The sequence below is a fragment of the Polycladomyces zharkentensis genome, from assembly GCF_016938855.1.
Taxonomy (GTDB): Bacteria; Bacillota; Bacilli; order Thermoactinomycetales; family JIR-001; genus Polycladomyces; species Polycladomyces zharkentensis.
On record NZ_JAFHAP010000001.1, the window covers coordinates 20,532 to 36,975 of the forward strand.

Here is a 16,444-nt window from a genome sequence, read left to right on the forward strand (position 1 = left end):
CCTTTACAAGCTCCACTGCTCCAACCTCTGCTCACTTTTTCCCATTCACCAGAAAGCTCAGTTGATGTGTCAGTATTCCTTCAGGTTGTATCTCTCCATGAACGTTATCACGATTGTCTCCACCAAAAGCCCTGCCTACAAAAAGCGATATAGATAAACACAACCACCAATCACCCGCCAATGACCCACGACTTCTCGTTGCTCATACATGACCTCCATTCTATATGCGGATGAATCATACTAAACGTTTGGTTTGTTTTATTGTAGAATGATTGATGACAGGATTCAACAGGAAAAATGGATATTCCCCAGGGAAGGAGAACGTCATGAAAAACAAGTCCGGTAAACAGACGAAACAACAACGGGCATGGGAAGCGTTTATGGCGATTGTCATCCAGCGCGGCCAGGAGCTGAGGCAAATTCGGTCGGATATCGATGCCCGGGTCATCGGCAACTTGATCATCGGGGCGTTTCAGAGTACGAAATCCGTTCCACTGTGGCTCCTGAACTCGATATGTTTGAACAACGGCATGCGATTGAAGCCTTTTTCATAAAAGATCCGGAAAATTGTTGAGCTTTTCCGAAAAAAAGGCGTTTCATGTTCTTTGCAAAATGAAACAACGGATTGAAAAGGAAATCATCAGGAGTAAACCATGATTCGGTATGTACGAGGAAATATACTGGAAGCGGATGTAGAAGCGCTTGTGAATCCTGTCAATTGTGTCGGAGTGATGGGAAAAGGTTTGGCTTTCGCATTCAAAGCGGCATATCCTGCCAATTTCGCTGCGTATGTTTTGGCATGTCAAACCGGCAAAATGAAACCGGGTGCGGTTTACCCGGTTTTCGAACGAGGAAAATGGATTTTAAACTTCCCCACAAAAAAGCATTGGCGGCAGAAATCCCGATTGGAATACATCGAAACAGGGTTGCGGGATCTGGTAAGGGTCATCGAGACAAAAGGAATCGAATGCATCGCCGTTCCGGCCCTCGGGTGTGGGTTGGGCGGACTGGACTGGCGTGAAGTGAAAAAGTTAATAGAGCAATATCTGGGCGGCCTGGATATCGATGTCTATGTATTTGAACCCCATGTTTAACAGGTGCCAAGCGGATTACTCGGGAGAAGACGCTCCCTCCCGCCATCGGATGAAGCGCGCCGGATTACCCGCGACAAACGCTCCCGCCGGGACATCCTTCGTCACGACCGAGCCGGCGCCGACCACCGCCCGATCTCCGATCCGTACCCCCGGCAGGATGGTGGTGTTGGCGCCGATCATCACATGATCACCGATCTCCACATCGCCGATCCGATACTCCTCTACCAGATATTCGTGTGTCAACAGGGTCGTGTTGTAGCCGATGATCGTGTTGTTGCCGATACGAATCCGTTCGGGGAACAGGACATCCACCACCACTTTAAATGCCAGGGCGGTTTTGTCGCCGATCCGCATCCCCAAGAATGTCCGGTATACCCAGTTTTTGAATCCCAGGTGCGGATTGTATCGGTTTAACTCCCCGATGACCACATTGCGCAATACCTTCCAGAAGGAAACCGTCCGGTATAGCTGCCACAAAGCATTGCTGCCCTCGACGGGAAAACGTTCCGTCCGCCGCATATTCGCCCCCCCTTTTGCCCAATCCCATGACACTGTTTTCCCATTTTCCCTGTTCGGGAGAATGAGGCTTTTTCCTCCAACTCCCGCGAACTCCATGTGCATATGGGATGGTCCATTTGCTTCGGGTGAGCCGGTTTCTTCTCTCTTGAATCGTTACGCTCAAGCAGCGCTCATGGGAAACCGACTACCCTTTACACTGATCAGCGGTTGACCGCATACACCCAGCCGCTTTTCTGAAAAGCTTTCGCTCTTATACAGAATTCAAAAATTCAAATCAGGATGTTCCTTTCGGACCGATCCCGGCCAAGCCCAGCAAATCCTCCGGCGAATTCAACACGTATTCCGGTTCCAACGCGCGCAATTCAGCCGAGTCATGCATACTCCAACCAACCAGCGCGGAGGCCACACCGGCTCGTTTACCCGCCATCAGGTCGTATTTGCTGTCTCCGACCATCAATGTTTGATCGGGCTTTCCGTGAAGCCGTTTCATCGCTGTCAAAACAGGGTCGGGGTGCGGCTTGGCCTTCGCCGTCTCGCCAAAACAAATCACGGTTTGCATCAGTTTCTCCACACCCAGCAACCGCAATCCCATCTCGGCCGTCTTGCGCTGTTTGTTGGTGACGACCCCCATTTTGACGCCCGCTTCCGCCAAGCGATGCAATACGTCCACCACACCGGGAAATGCACTTGCATATTCATCGTGATGTTGGATGTTGTGCTCCCGATAGGTATGTACCATCGCCTCAGCTTGATCCGGGTCAAAACGACGCATCTGATCGATGAGCGGTTCCCCCATGTACCGGATCACGTCTTCGCGGGTGTATTTCCCCGGACAATGCCGTTCCAGTGTGTGCATGAACGAAGCGAGAATCAGTTCGTGTGTATCAATCAACGTGCCATCCAAGTCGAAAAGCATCACGGTATACCGTTTGGACACCCGGTTCATCCCCCTTTGCAAAAAAGACTCGCTCCCCCTGGAGCGAGCGAGACTGCCAAAACCCTGCGGTGATTTGCCCAACAAGACTGAAGCTCGTGGGCTTCCCGATTCATCCGGGTCAATCACAAAGGGCTCGTCCAAGCCTGAATAAGCCGTATCCCTGATCGATTTCCCGTGGCATCCATTTCATCCGAGAAGCAGATCACTCCGCCCGGCTGACGGATGTGTCGTTGATCTCCGCCTTCGAAAGATACGGTTCCGTATTCCCCCGTATCCGCCGAACGACGATCAGCAGGATACCGGCCAACACCAACGTAACGCTGACCAATTGGGCGATGCGGATGTTGCCGTCCATCATGATTCCCGGTGTGAACTTCACCGTCATCGGGGACCAGAGCAGATTGAGCAGGTGAGCCAGCCAGTCCGGTCCATTGAACGTCAGGCTGTCCGTACGCAGTCCCTCGATGAAGAAACGACCCATCGAATACCAGATCAGATAGCTGAAAAAGACTTCGCCGCGCCGCGGATTCCATCTCTGAAGCAGAATCAGCAGCAGAAAGCCGACGAAATCCCAGATGGATTCGTACAGGAACGTCGGGTGGTAATAAACGCCCTGGATATTCATCTGCTGGATGATCCAGTCAGGCAAGTGCAGGCTTTGCAAAAATGCGAGACTGACCGGTGAGCCGTGCGCCTCCTGGTTGATGAAATTGCCCCACCGGCCGATCGCTTGTCCCAAAATAATGCTGGGTGCCACGATGTCGGCAAGGTGGAGGTAGCGAACCGCCTTTTTTTTCACGAAGAAATAACCGGCGATCAATGCGCCGATCAATCCGCCATGGATGGCCAACCCGCCTTTCCACACGGCGATGATGTCTGCGGGGTGAAGGGCGTAATACTCCCATTCAAACAGCACGTAATACAGACGCGCGCCGACGATCGCGGATGGAATCACCCAGATCATCATATCCAAGAACAGTTCGCTGTCCAATCCGTGCCGTCTTCCCTCCCGAATGGCCAACCACAATCCGAGCAGTGCGGCTGTGCCCATGATGATGCCGTACCAGTGGATTTGCAAAGGGCCGAGGGAAAAGGCGACAGGATCGATGACCATGGCCAAGTGCATGTGTGGTCGCTCTCCCTTCTCAATAGCGTGTCCGTTCTCGTTCAGATCTTCTCAGATCTTCCATGACGATGCAATGATCGCCTCGTCATCCGCCATGTTTGCTTTTACCATTTTACATTACTTCCACGGCAAATGAAAATGAACGGGTGATTAAAATGAAAACCGAAAAAAATGCCCACCGAGTGGGCTTGCATACCGACAGGCCTCTGTTTTTCTCGTCACTTTCCTTTCAGCAATTCACCGTACGGCATCCGGCTGATCACCCACACCATCGCCCAAGACAGCCCCGTCACCATCACCAGCATAAACGAAAACTCCTGCCAGGAAGCTTCCGGAAACAGATGCGGCGTCACACGGCTCAACAGGTTGAGCAAAAATGGGTGGACAAGATACAACCCGTAAGAGTATCGACCCAGTACCGCGACCCACGACCGTTTCCACCGTTCCCCCAGCTGAAACCACAAGATCAATGAAGCGATGGAATAAATCGAGACGGTGAAGTTGTAAAAGCCGAACCGCCCGCGAAAAAAGCTCTCGGCCAACGTCAGGATGACCATTGATCCAAAAATGAGAGAGACGCCCGTCGTTGACAATCGGTCAATCATCCGCTTCAGCCGTTCCACCCGTTGGCCCAACCATCCGCCCAGACAAAAGTAAAAAAGCCACGTGGGAAACAAAGAAATCGCGTTTTCCGTGTATTCCTTGCTCCATTCAGGACGACCGGCGCCGTCCCACCATGTGATCACCTCTGACAGCGCATACACCATCAGTGCCAAAGCCACCATGGTGAGACCGCCGAACCGGCGATAACCCCAAAACAGGACGGGCAAAATCAGGTAAAACTGCACCATCACAAACACAAAATAGAGGTGGTAGTAAGCACGGCCCGTCAACAGCGCCATCACGAAGTCCTCCGCTGTATGTGGTGCCGTCTCCGGATGAAAGGTCCATGCGTACGCAACATAAAATACGGACCAGATCAGATAGGGAACGAGGATGTAACGGGCTCGTTTTTTCAGAAATCGTGCCATTGAAAATCCGGAGCCATAATACCGGTGAAACAAAAACAATCCCGACAGCATGAAAAAAACCGGTACGCTGAACCGGCTGATCTGGTTGATCGCCAGGTAGATACCGCCGTCGGCGGTCGGCACCGTATCCCGCAAACTGAATGCAGTCACATGAATCAAAATGACCCCGAGGATGGCAATCCCCTTGATGAAATCCGCTTCCCGGATTCGTGTTTCCATGGTATGCCCCCCATATCCACCGAAATTCCGGACGCCTGTCTCTCAGGGTCTCTTTTCCCTATCAGGGGAAAAGGAAAACGTTTAATCCAATTCATCTGCGTCTTCGATCGCTTGACCCAATTTTTGTGCAAATTGTTGGGCGGCGTTGTATCCCATCCGTTTCAGCCGGAAATTCATAGCGGCCACTTCGACGATGACCGCCAGGTTTCGCCCCGGTCGAACCGGCACGGTCAGCTGCGGAAGCTCGGTGTCGATGATGCGAATTCGCTCTTCATCCAGTCCGAGGCGGTCATATTGCCGGTTTTCCTGCCAGTTTTCCAGTTTGATCGCGAGGGAGATCTTCTTGTATTCCCGAACGGCCCCCGCACCGAACAACGTCATCACGTTGATGATGCCCAACCCGCGGATTTCCAGCAGGTGACGGATCAACTCGGGTGCATGCCCGACCAACTCATCCTCTTCGGTCTGCATGATTTCCACCGCATCGTCAGCCACCAGCCGGTGTCCCCGTTTGACCAGCTCCAGTGCGGTTTCGCTTTTGCCGATTCCGCTGTTGCCCATGATCAGCACACCCACCCCATACACGTCGACCAGTACGCCGTGAACAGTGGTGGTGGGCGCCAGACGCTTCTCCAGATAGTTGGTCACTTTGCTTCCAAATTTGGTGGTGGCCATGGATGTACGCAACACCGGAATCTTTTTCTCTTTGGCCGCCTCCACCAATTCTTTCGGGGCATTCATATCCCGGGTGATGCAAAAGCACGGGGTCGATTCATGACACAACCGCCACAGCCGTTCCTTCCGTTCTTCCTCAGTCAGGCCGTTGATGAACGTCAATTCGGTTTTCCCCAACAGCATCAGCCGCTCAGCGGGATAATACGTGAAAAAACCCGCCAATTCCATCCCGGGTCGGTATAAATCGCTCACCGTCAGCGGACGCTCCAACCCTTCCCAACCGCAGATGACTTCCAAGTTGAATTGCTGGACCAGCTCTTTCACCGTAATCGTTTTGCCCATGACTTTCCCCTCTTTTCCACATTCCACGAACAACATCGGACGGAATGATCAATCTGTCTCCGCCATGTACGTTTTGTCAACAGTGTAGCATGTTCCCGAGGTGGATGCCACCGGCCGTGATCCCAAAATTTCAAACGCTCTCCCGAAACAACAAACCGTTTCCCGGACAACGCGGGAAACGGCTGATACACTTGTTAAAAGCCGCTTGCAGAAAAATGTCGCCTTCCCTGCAAAGCGGACGAGTGACTTGCATCACACGGCCAAAACACCGGAGCACTCACTTTGGTCCCGTGGCGTGGCAACCCACGTCCATCCACGACCGCTTTCGTCATCATCAACATCACCCGCATGAACGCCGTTGGGTCACAACACTGTCTGTTCGGTGTCTTTGTCAAAGATGTGCATTTTGTTCATGTCGAAGGCCAATTCCACTTCCACTCCCGGCGTAAAGTTCATCCGTGGGTTGACGCGGGCCGTTACCCACTTGTCTGCGATGCCGCTCAGATAGAGGTACATTTCCGCCCCCATGTTCTCGGCCACTTCCACTTTGGCACGGAAGGTGCTGTCCGGAGAAGATTCCACAAACAGCGGCTCGTCATGAATGTTTTCCGGACGGATCCCGAATACCACTTCTTTGCCGACATATCCCTTTTCACGCAACAGCTTGGCTTTACCCTGCGGCACTTTCACCTGCAATCCCTGACTGCGGAAATAGACGTCCCCGGCTTCTTCAAACAGCGTCCCGTCAATGAAGTTCATCGCCGGCGATCCGATGAAGCCCGCAACAAACATGTTGGCGGGGTTGCTGTAGATTTCCGAGGGCGTCGCCGCTTGCTGGATCACACCGTCCTTCATGACGACGATCCGGTCGCCCATCGTCATCGCTTCCGTTTGATCGTGGGTAACATAAATGACGGTGGTTTCCAAACGCTGATGCAGTTTGCTGATTTCCGTGCGCATCTGTACGCGCAATTTGGCATCCAGGTTGGACAACGGCTCATCCATCAGGAATACCTGCGGTTCCCGAACGATGGCCCGTCCCAACGCCACCCGCTGGCGCTGACCGCCGGAGAGTGCCTTGGGCTTCCGGTCGAGCAAATGTTCAATGTCCAGAATCCGGGCCGCCTCGCGCACCCGCTTGTCGATCTCCTCTTTTTTGAACTTGCGCAGTTTCAATCCGAACGCCATGTTTTGGTAGACGTTCATGTGCGGATACAAGGCGTAGCTTTGGAAAACCATCGCAATATCGCGATCCTTCGGCGGCACGTCGTTGACCAAACGATCCCCTATGTACAGCTCTCCTTCAGAAATTTCCTCCAAACCGGCGATCATGCGCAACGTGGTCGATTTCCCGCAGCCGGACGGACCGACCAACACCAAAAATTCCTTGTCCTGAATCTCCAGATGGAAATCCTTCACGGCCGTCACATCACCGAACCGTTTATACACATGATTCAACCGGACCTGTGCCATGTTCGTCCCCTCCCGTGTAAGCGCTGTCTTGACTTGATTGTAACGAAAGGAACCGATCACGGGCCATGGTCAAACCGCACAAAATTTGTCGCCATTGTTTGAACAATCTGCCGAAAGGTTTATTCCTCATGCGCCTCTGTCGCCGTCAACAGCAAAACCGTATAGATATAAACGGCATCTTCAAATCGGCGGGCATCCAGACCGGTTTCCTGTTTCAATCTCTCCAACCGGTAGAGCAACGTGTTCCGGTGTACATACAACGCTCGGGCCGTCTCGCTCAGATTCAGGTTGTGACGAAACAACGCCGTCAATGTCTCTCTGAGTTCCCCGTCCTCCCAAAACGGTGTCGGAGATTGTGTCAGCCACTGACGAACGGCGTCATCGGGAATTTCCATCAATAACCGCTCCATCCGGGCATTCCATGTGGCAATCACCGCCCGTTGGGGGTGGAAACGCCGACCCAGCCGCCAAGCGGCTCTGAGTTCCTTCACCGCAACCGGCAATTGATCAGGATCGAACAACGGCGGATGGATCACAACCGTCACCGTCTCTCCGATCTCGGCTGCAGCCACTTCGACCAATCCTTCCCCGGCTCGGTACAACTCCTCGGTCAATGTGGTTTCCTCGTCCGTTTGGATGAGAGAAGCCGGTACCAATACCAGCAACTCCCGCTCCCGCATCGGTACCAGCCAAGCCTGCCGTTCAAAATAGGATTCGAGGACAGCCAGCGCAGCCGGTGGGAAAGCCGCCTTCGCATGCATGACCAACAGTGGAACGCGCCCCTCCCAATCCCGCTCCGACAGCTCGATCGGCACGGGTGTATCCGGGTCACGTTCTGCGTCATGCAGCCATCGCGCGATCCGTTCCGCAAATCCTTCCCTTTTCGCGGACGATTCATTTTCATGGGTCCATTCCGTCAACAACGCGGTGACCAGTTTACGCTCGCGTTCTGTCAACGGAGCGGCGATCTCCAGCGACCACCATTCGGCTTCTGGTATGGGGAGGTATGCATGTTGCGTGTTTCGGGCTTCTCCCGTGCGGACGATGCGAACCTCCGCCCCCAGCATCTGCCGGAGGCGAAGTGCCCATGACACCCACTTTTGGTTCATCGGGCGATTCCTTTCCAAATGATGTTCAACACCCAAGAGACCAAGCTGACAAAGATCGCGCCCAAAATCGCACCGAGAAAGCTGGTCACGTAAAACCCTTGAATGACATGTCCCACCAGCCAAAACAGAAATCCGTTGATGATGAACGTGAACAACCCCAGCGTCATGATGTTGAGCGGTAACGTCAGGACCACCAAAATCGGACGGATCAAAGCATTCACAATTCCCAGCACCAGTGCGACGAGCAATGCCGTACCGTATCCCTTCACCTGAACGCCGGGTATCCACATCGCGGCCAAGAAAACGGCCAAACCATTGATCAACCATTTGACAATCCAGCCCACGCGCAATCCTCCTTTTGATTGCTACCGTATATATTCTACCCTTCCGAGGATCATGGAGACACTTCTTTTTGCCTTATTCCCGGCATAATCCATTGGTGAACGTTTTTGGGAAATGTGTGTTGCTGACAACAAAACCCGGCTGAGGTGGAACGGATCTCCAATTACCCATTGATTTCATTTCATACCGCGTCTTTTGCAGGCGAACTTTCGTTGTTCAAGCATGGAGTTGCAGAGCCGGCGGCACATGCCCAGTGTCCTTTCCATCTTCTCGATTTGCTCTTTCGTTGGTTTCAGCCTGAATTTGCAGGTTCTCATCACCGTGATCGACTCTTTGTACGGTCTTTTTCTTGTATGTTACGTGATTCTACCGGCATTTTCAGAATGGATCAGAATTACTTGGAACAATGTCGGACTTGATAGAGCTGAGACCCTCCCGCGTCCGACGCTCGCTTTCATCCCAACCCTAAAAGGCCGGGTCAAGGGCTGGGTTTTCCCGCACGCTCTTTATAACCGCTGACATAAGATTCGAAAGAAAAGGTATTGCATAAATGATAACGTTTCCATTATCCTTTGATTACGGAAACAGGCCACCCCCTCTGTTCAATTCAATCAGGCCGGTCCCCTCATTCATACCAGACTCGACCTACCCACAGGAGGTTTGTTATGACTTCTCCATCCGTCGTCATCGGTGTAGACATTGGCACAACGAGCACCAAAGCAGTTGTTTTCGACTTTTACGGAAACGTTTTGGGACTAGGTACCACGGGCTATCCACTGATTCAACCACATCCCGGTTGGGTGGAACAAGACCCCGATGAGATCGTGCAAGCTGTTATGCACAGTGTAAGAACAGCTGTCGATGCGGCCGGCATCTCCCCGGAAAAAGTGGCCGCCGTCGGATTCAGTGCGGCGATGCACGCTTTGATCGCCGTAGATTCCGACGGAAATCCGCTCACCCGTGCATGGATCTGGGCGGACAACCGCGGGGCGGAGCAGGCGGAAAAACTGCGTACCCTGCCGTTCGGCCGTGATTGTTACCGACGGACGGGGACACCCGTTCATCCGATGTCCCCACTGGTCAAATTGTTGTGGATGAAAGAACGAGAGCCGGACTTATTTCGACGTACTTCCAAATTCGTCTCGATCAAGGAGTACATATGGTATCGGATGTTCGGTCGTTGGGCCACAGACGCCTCTGTCGCTTCCGCAACGGGGCTGTACAATTTGTCCTCCCGCGACTGGGACCCGGACATCCTGCACTTTGTCGGCATCGCATCGGATCGCCTCTCACCCGTCGTTTCTCCGACCGAGGTTTTTACGGGGTTGCGACGGGATTGTGCGCAACGGATGGGTCTCTCCCCCGACACCCCCTTCGTCATCGGTGCCAGTGACGGCGTTCTGGCCAACGTGGGCGTTGGAGCGATCCAACCTGGACAATTGGCTGTCACCGTGGGAACGAGCGGTGCGGTTCGGACGGCGGCTTTCTCTCCGGCGACCGATGAAAACGCTCGCACGTTTTGTTATGCCTTGACAAATGACCGGTGGGTGATCGGCGGAGCCACCAACAGCGGTGGAGACATGTTGCGCTGGCTGTCCGAATCCGTGTTCAAGGGCGCCTCCGACTCGTCTCCTCCCTCCGTCGACCGCCTGTTGTCCCTTGCCGAATCGGTTCCACCCGGTGCTGATGGATTGCTGTTTCTCCCCTTTTTGACCGGTGAGCGCGCCCCTTATTGGGACCCTGACGCCCGTGGAGCTTGGGTGGGTTTGCGTTTGCACCACCAAACCGCCCATCTGGCACGGGCGGCATTGGAAGGCGTAACGTTCACCCTGCGCGCCATCACTGATGCCGTACGTGACGTGAGCGGCGCACAAACTGAAACGATCCGGGCATCGGGCGGATTTGTCCGATCCCCATTTTGGTTGCAACTGACGGCAGATGTATTGAATGCCACCGTCGAAGTGCCGGAAAACAAGGAGGCCTCGGCGATGGGCGCGGCTGTATTGGCTTTGACGGCCATCCGGGCGATGGACGATTTGTCCCGCGTGAGCGAGTGGCTCCGCATCACACGACGCATGCATCCGGACCCGGAACGGGTACGCCTGTACCGACAATGGTTTCCGTTGTTTGAAGAAACCTACCGTCGTTTGCGACCGTCTTTTCACACTCTATCCCAATGGCAACAATAGGAGGAGATCCGGATGAGCTTGTTGCTGCTTGCCGCACTGTCCATTGTCGTATTGCTCATACTCATCACTTGGGTGAAATGGCATCCGTTCGTCAGCCTGATCGTAACCGCTGTCGGTCTCGGACTTGTCGCCGGTATGCCGCTCTCCGATATTGTCAAATCCCTCAAGGAAGGCATGGGAAATACCCTTGGCTTCATCGCCACCGTGCTGGCATTGGGCACCATGTTGGGGAAAATGATGGCCGAATCGGGCGGAGCGGAGCAAATTGCCAATACCTTGATTCGCCGGTTCGGACGCCGCCGCGTACATTGGGCGATGATGACGGTGGCATTTCTCGTCGGAATCCCCGTCTTTTTTCAAGTGGGGTTTGTCCTGCTCATTCCGCTGGTATTTACCATCGCTGCTGAAACGGGCCTTTCCTTGGTGATGATCGGTATTCCGCTGGTGGCGGGGTTGTCCGTGGTGCACGGGTTGGTTCCGCCCCATCCGGCCGCCATGGCGGCGGTGGACATCTATCACGCCGATGTGGGTAAGACCATTTTCTATGCCCTCTTGGTTGGCCTGCCCGCCGCTGCTGTCGCCGGCCCCCTGTACGGGCAATGGATCGGCAAACGGATTCATAAGTCCGTTCCCGAAAAAATGGCCGCTTCTTTCTCCGTTCGCCGCCGGGAGGGAAATCTGCCCGGTTTCGCCAACACCCTGTTTACCATTTTGTTGCCCGTCATTCTGATGTTGGTCGCCACTGTGGCAGAAATTTTCCTGCCGAAAAATGGGGTGCTCTCTTCCGTGTTGTCGTTTGTCGGCGATCCCATCGTTTCCTTGCTGATCGCCACCTTGTACGCTTTCTTCAGCTTGGGAACCCTGCAGGGGACAAACCGCGAGACGATACAACGCTGGGCAAACGATTGTCTGGCTCCCACCGCCTCCATCCTGTTGGTGATCGGCGGAGGTGGTGCGTTCAACAAAGTGCTGATCGACTCCGGGGTTGGTGAAGCCGTGGGCCAATTGGCGGCAAAATCCCATTTGTCACCCATTCTGCTCGCTTGGGTGATCGCCGCGGCAATCCGTGTGGCAACCGGTTCGGCCACCGTTTCGATGTTGACGGCAGCCGGGATTGTCGCTCCCATCGCCCAGGCCGTACCGGGAACATCACCCGAATTGCTCGTGTTGGCCACCGGGGCGGGCTCGATCATTTTGTCTCATGTGAATGACTCGGGATTCTGGATGATCAAGGAATATTTTGGGATTAGCCTGAAAGAGACGTTTTGGACCTGGACCGCGGCGGAAACCCTGCTGTCCGTCGTTGCCTTGCCGTTGATTTTGTTGTTAAATGGGATAGTGTAACAGCTGAAGGAGATGAAGATAATGAAGTTCGGCATGATCGGTCTCGGCAAAATGGGGATGAACCTCGTCCTGAACGCCTTGGACCACGGTCACGAGGTGGTCGTCCACGACGTCAACCCCGAACCCGTACAAACCCTGGCAGAAAAGGGCGCCATCCCCGCTGACAGTATCGAAACATTGGCCCGGAAGCTGTCGCGCCCACGCATCGTGTGGCTGATGGTGCCCGCGGGGGACATCGTGGATCAGGTGTTGGAATCGGTGGTCCCCGTGCTGGAGGAAGGCGACATCGTCATTGACGGCGGCAACTCCCACTACCGTGATTCCATCGTCCGGGCCGAGCGTCTCGGTGACCGGGGAATTCGCTTTTTCGACGTCGGCACGTCCGGCGGAATGGAAGGAGCACGTCACGGCGCCTGTTTCATGATTGGCGGCGACAAGGAGACGTTTGGGCAACATTTGGAGCCATTGTTCCGTGACCTCGCCGTGGAAAACGGTTATCTCTACGCGGGACGTACCGGCAGCGGCCATTTTCTCAAAATGGTGCACAACGGAATCGAGTACGGCATGATGCAGGCGATCGCCGAGGGCTTCGAGATTTTGGACAAATCCCAGTTCGACTTTGATTACGAAGAAGTGGCCCGCGTATGGTCGAACGGTTCCGTCATCCGGGGTTGGTTGATGGAGTTGACCCGAAACGCTTTCGCCAAAGATCCCCGGCTGGAAGGGATTCGCGGTGTCATGCATTCTTCCGGCGAAGGATTGTGGACGGTGCAGACGGCTTTGGATGTCCAGGCCAGTGCCCCGGTCATCGCGATGTCGCTGTTCATGCGCTACCGCTCGTTGGAAGACGACACCTTCCACGGAAAAGTCGTCGCCGCCTTGCGCAACGAATTCGGCGGACACGCAGTGGAGAAAAAGTGACGACAAACATCCGACCCCCGCACTTGGCGGGGGTCTCGTCATTCCAGTGATCAACCCTTGGCCTCATCAAGAGCACAAACCAGTGTTGATTCCACCTCTTTGGCGATACGCTGCAAATGTTCGTCCTCCGTCAATGCAAACAGCGCAGTTGGTCGACTCAGGCCGATTTGTGTCTTTCCCGTATTTACATCCGTATATACCACGATTTTGCAAGGGAGAAAATGGCCCGCCTGCTGATTGCGGGTCAAAACTTTTTTGGCTATATCCGGGTTAAACACTTCCAACACGCGATACGATTGATCAAAATGGATTCCTTTCTCCAACAGTTTGGTCGGAATGTCCAATTGCCACAACACACTGAATTTTCGCTTGGCACAAGCCTCTTCCACCGCACGAACAGCCTCGTCCACCGTTTTTTCTGTCTCTACAGTATAGTGGAACATTTCTAACCCCTCCTATTCCAGGCAACTTCCCTTCCACCACCATTTTACCCGAAAGGAGGGTTGGCCGACTGCGGTTTTGATCAAGTATGTGCTTTCATGCTGTTTTCCAGCTTCACCATCAGACTTTGTACAAGATTGACTTCATGTTCGTTTCTGCAATCGCACGCCTCTTCAAAGCGATCTGACAACTTTTTGATCAAATACGCATACTCTTTTTGGTCAAAAGACAGATGGGGGTTTACCAATTTATTGAGAATGGAGAGATTGAGCCTCCGCTCTCCGTTCATGGCCGTCCGTTGTAGTGAAGCGACGAATTTCCCCAGAAACAGGCGTTCCCGCAAGGTGATGTACATGTTTTCGACCTCCTTGCGCTTTTATATACGATTAATCCTATCATATTAATAGGAATTAGGGAAGTGGGTTGGGGCCTGTCCGGCAAATATCACCTGATACTTTTCCGGCTCGATCCACCCGCACCCGCAAGGAAGCAACGCAAGACGCTCCAAACGTTCAGGCTCAGGACGCGGCCAACGTACGCTTTTCCAAGAGGAAATTGCCCACTATTCCATTACTGAGCTTTATCAATGTACAATCGGGTTGGGGCTTGTCACTGCATGGAAAAACAATGCCCCTTTTGGAATGACCAGACACTTCTTTACCGATTCACAAAACAGCCCGTACCTTTGTTATTGCGGTACGGGTACATCCACCATGTGACTTGCCCCACACGGCTGAAGCACCGGAGGCACTTCCTTCGAACGCTGTGAGCTTCTCGCTTCATCCGGCGTTAGCCCACCTCCATCCACGATGGCTTCATCCAGGCGCGGGTGTTTTTTCGTTTCACGAGTTTTTGCTCGCCTGGCGGTTTTCAGTGTTTTCGCCCTTCACGACTCGATGGTACCCAAATGCTGTCGGACTTGCGAGAGGGACCAAGCCCCCCGCGTCCGACGCTCGCTTTCATCCCAATCTTGAAGGGTTGGGTGTTTACGCTCGCTCTATATAAAAAGCCACCGATTCATATGGACGTAATTTCAGATGGTGCAATTGGTTTTCCGTGTCCGGATAATTGGATATCAATATGCGATGCCGCCCGCCAAGATTGAGATGCTCAGGCAAATGAAAGGTCGTTTCCACCCCGTAAAAGTTGTTGATCACCAACAGCGTTTCCTGACGATAGTGACGGAGATACGCATAGATGTGGGGATGGTCTTCCAAAATCCATTCATAATCCCCATAGGCGATCACATCGTATTCTTTGCGTAACCGGATCAGTTTTTGATAGTGATAAAAAATCGAATCCGGGTCCTTTAAAGCTTGTTCCACATTGATTTCCTCATAGTTGGGCGCGAGACCAATCCACGGGGTTCCACTCGAAAAGCCTGCATTCTCTTCACTGCTCCATTGCATGGGCGTACGCGCATTGTCCCGTGATTTTTGCTTCAAGGCGGCCATCACGGTTTTCTCGTCTTTTCCCTGCGCCCGCAGCAGATGATAGGCATTGATGGACTCCACATCCCGATAATCCTCGATATTGTCAAAACAGGGATTGGTCATGCCGATTTCTTCTCCCTGATAGATAAAGGGAGTCCCCTGCAACAAGTGGATGGCGGTTGCCAGCATTTTGGCCGATTCCTTATGGTACTTCCGGTCATCGCCAAATCGGGAGACCACCCTCGGTTGATCATGGTTGCACCAAAACAGGGCATTCCATCCTCCGCCCCGCTGCATTCCATATTGCCAATCGCTTAAAATCCTTTTTAATCGGAGAAAGTCAAAATCAGCGGCGACCCATTTTTCCCCGTTCGGATAATCTACCTTGAGATGATGGAAACTGAAAACCATGTTCAGTTCCTTTTCATCCGGATGGGTGTATTTGATACAGTTTTCAATTGTCGTCGAGGACATCTCTCCCACCGTCAGAAGCTCAGGATTCCCGGCAAACACGCGTCGGTTCATTTCCTTTAAAAACTCGTGTATACGCGGGCCGTCCGTATAGAATTTGCGTCCGTCGTCCAATGGCGTTTCCAGCGTATCATCGGGGAAACGCTGATCCTTGGAAATGAGGTTGATCACATCCAGCCGAAATCCATCCACGCCCTTGTCGATCCAGAATCGCATCATTTCATAGATGCGCTCGCGAAGCTCCGGGTTCTCCCAGTTCAAATCGGCTTGTGTCACATCAAACAAATGCAGATAATACTGCCCCGTTCGTTTATCATACTGCCATGCACTCCCGCCGAATTTGGATTGCCAGTTGTTTGGCGGTCCTCCATTCACTCCGTCTTTCCAAATGTAGAAGTCACGATAGGGATTTTCCCTCGACCTGGCCGAATCCCGGAACCATGGATGTTCGGTGGAAGTATGGTTCACCACGATATCCATAATCACTTTGATCCCTTTGTCATGCGCCTGCTTAAGGAGTCTTTCGAATGTCTCCATCGTGCCGTATTCCGGATTGATCCGGTAATAATCACTGATGTCATAACCGTTATCCCTTTGCGGGGATTCATAGATGGGCGTCAACCAAATCACGTCGACCCCCAATGTTTTCAGATAGTCGAGCTTTTCGATGATCCCCTGCAGATCGCCCACACCGTTCCCGGTCGTATCTTTGAAGCTCTTCGGGTAGATTTGGTACACGACTGCTTTTTTCCACCAGGGTTGCGTCATTTTCCATCAC

General features: G+C 53.2%; 17 protein-coding genes. 5 read left to right on the top strand and 12 right to left on the bottom strand.

Annotation, left to right across the window (positions count from 1 at the left end):
* The first annotated feature begins 326 nt into the window (after nucleotides 1–326).
* Both JQC72_RS00095 and JQC72_RS00100 read left to right on the top strand, forming a co-directional pair.
* Nucleotides 327–554 carry a hypothetical protein gene (locus JQC72_RS00095; protein WP_205492085.1) on the top strand — a complete coding sequence of 76 codons (228 nt, stop codon included), beginning with the start codon at nucleotides 327–329 and terminating at the stop codon, nucleotides 552–554.
* 99 nt (nucleotides 555–653) lie between these two features.
* Complete coding sequence (locus JQC72_RS00100; protein ID WP_205492086.1) at nucleotides 654–1,094, top strand: macro domain-containing protein; 441 nt, start codon at nucleotides 654–656, stop codon at nucleotides 1,092–1,094.
* A 15-nt stretch (nucleotides 1,095–1,109) separates the two neighbouring features.
* On the opposite strand, the gene JQC72_RS00105 is transcribed toward JQC72_RS00100, so the two are convergent.
* The 9 genes from JQC72_RS00105 to JQC72_RS16760 all read right to left on the bottom strand — a co-directional run bounded on the left by JQC72_RS00105 (nucleotide 1,110) and on the right by JQC72_RS16760 (nucleotide 9,184).
* On the bottom strand, nucleotides 1,110–1,613 hold the full coding sequence (locus JQC72_RS00105; protein WP_205492087.1) for an acyltransferase: 504 nt from the start codon (nucleotides 1,611–1,613) through the stop codon (nucleotides 1,110–1,112).
* A gap of 274 nt (nucleotides 1,614–1,887) precedes the next feature.
* On the bottom strand, nucleotides 1,888–2,550 hold the full coding sequence (ppaX, locus tag JQC72_RS00110; protein ID WP_335342363.1) for a pyrophosphatase PpaX: 663 nt from the start codon (nucleotides 2,548–2,550) through the stop codon (nucleotides 1,888–1,890).
* A 202-nt stretch (nucleotides 2,551–2,752) separates the two neighbouring features.
* Nucleotides 2,753–3,676, bottom strand: coding sequence for a prolipoprotein diacylglyceryl transferase (gene lgt / locus JQC72_RS00115; protein WP_205492088.1), 924 nt, complete (start codon nucleotides 3,674–3,676; stop codon nucleotides 2,753–2,755).
* A 218-nt stretch (nucleotides 3,677–3,894) separates the two neighbouring features.
* Nucleotides 3,895–4,926: an acyltransferase gene (locus JQC72_RS00120; protein WP_205492089.1), complete on the bottom strand. Its 1,032-nt coding sequence runs from the start codon at nucleotides 4,924–4,926 to the stop codon at nucleotides 3,895–3,897.
* Between the two features lie 81 nt (nucleotides 4,927–5,007).
* On the bottom strand, nucleotides 5,008–5,943 hold the full coding sequence (gene hprK, locus JQC72_RS00125; protein ID WP_205492090.1) for an HPr(Ser) kinase/phosphatase: 936 nt from the start codon (nucleotides 5,941–5,943) through the stop codon (nucleotides 5,008–5,010).
* Nucleotides 5,944–6,306: 363 nt separating this feature from the next.
* The gene (locus JQC72_RS00130) at nucleotides 6,307–7,416 is read right to left on the bottom strand and encodes an ABC transporter ATP-binding protein (protein WP_205492091.1); all 1,110 of its coding nucleotides are present in this window, start codon (nucleotides 7,414–7,416) and stop codon (nucleotides 6,307–6,309) included.
* Between the two features lie 119 nt (nucleotides 7,417–7,535).
* Nucleotides 7,536–8,525, bottom strand: coding sequence for a PucR family transcriptional regulator (locus tag JQC72_RS00135; RefSeq protein ID WP_205492092.1), 990 nt, complete (start codon nucleotides 8,523–8,525; stop codon nucleotides 7,536–7,538).
* Nucleotides 8,522–8,869 carry a phage holin family protein gene (locus JQC72_RS00140; RefSeq protein ID WP_205492093.1) on the bottom strand — a complete coding sequence of 116 codons (348 nt, stop codon included), beginning with the start codon at nucleotides 8,867–8,869 and terminating at the stop codon, nucleotides 8,522–8,524. Before JQC72_RS00140 ends, JQC72_RS00135 begins: the two co-directional genes overlap by 4 nt.
* Nucleotides 8,870–9,043: 174 nt before the next feature.
* Nucleotides 9,044–9,184, bottom strand: coding sequence for a helix-turn-helix domain-containing protein (locus JQC72_RS16760; RefSeq protein ID WP_419179823.1), 141 nt, complete (start codon nucleotides 9,182–9,184; stop codon nucleotides 9,044–9,046).
* A gap of 348 nt (nucleotides 9,185–9,532) precedes the next feature.
* Between JQC72_RS16760 and JQC72_RS00150 the strand changes: the two genes are divergently transcribed.
* From JQC72_RS00150 to gnd, 3 genes are read left to right on the top strand one after another with little or no spacing between them, the layout of a single operon-like run.
* Nucleotides 9,533–11,056 (top strand): gluconokinase, encoded by a 1,524-nt coding sequence (locus JQC72_RS00150; RefSeq protein WP_205492095.1) that lies wholly within the window; start codon nucleotides 9,533–9,535, stop codon nucleotides 11,054–11,056.
* 12 nt (nucleotides 11,057–11,068) lie between these two features.
* The gene (locus JQC72_RS00155) at nucleotides 11,069–12,400 is read left to right on the top strand and encodes a GntP family permease (RefSeq protein WP_205492096.1); all 1,332 of its coding nucleotides are present in this window, start codon (nucleotides 11,069–11,071) and stop codon (nucleotides 12,398–12,400) included.
* 21 nt (nucleotides 12,401–12,421) lie between these two features.
* On the top strand, nucleotides 12,422–13,321 hold the full coding sequence (gene gnd / locus JQC72_RS00160) for a phosphogluconate dehydrogenase (NAD(+)-dependent, decarboxylating) (RefSeq protein ID WP_205492097.1): 900 nt from the start codon (nucleotides 12,422–12,424) through the stop codon (nucleotides 13,319–13,321).
* A gap of 50 nt (nucleotides 13,322–13,371) precedes the next feature.
* On the opposite strand, the gene JQC72_RS00165 is transcribed toward gnd, so the two are convergent.
* The 3 genes from JQC72_RS00165 to treC all read right to left on the bottom strand — a co-directional run bounded on the left by JQC72_RS00165 (nucleotide 13,372) and on the right by treC (nucleotide 16,434).
* On the bottom strand, nucleotides 13,372–13,764 hold the full coding sequence (locus JQC72_RS00165; protein ID WP_205492098.1) for a DUF302 domain-containing protein: 393 nt from the start codon (nucleotides 13,762–13,764) through the stop codon (nucleotides 13,372–13,374).
* Nucleotides 13,765–13,844: 80 nt separating this feature from the next.
* Nucleotides 13,845–14,117 (bottom strand): hypothetical protein, encoded by a 273-nt coding sequence (locus JQC72_RS00170; protein ID WP_205492099.1) that lies wholly within the window; start codon nucleotides 14,115–14,117, stop codon nucleotides 13,845–13,847.
* Between the two features lie 631 nt (nucleotides 14,118–14,748).
* The gene (treC, locus tag JQC72_RS00175) at nucleotides 14,749–16,434 is read right to left on the bottom strand and encodes an alpha,alpha-phosphotrehalase (RefSeq protein ID WP_205492100.1); all 1,686 of its coding nucleotides are present in this window, start codon (nucleotides 16,432–16,434) and stop codon (nucleotides 14,749–14,751) included.
* Between the last annotated feature and the right edge of the window lie 10 nt (nucleotides 16,435–16,444).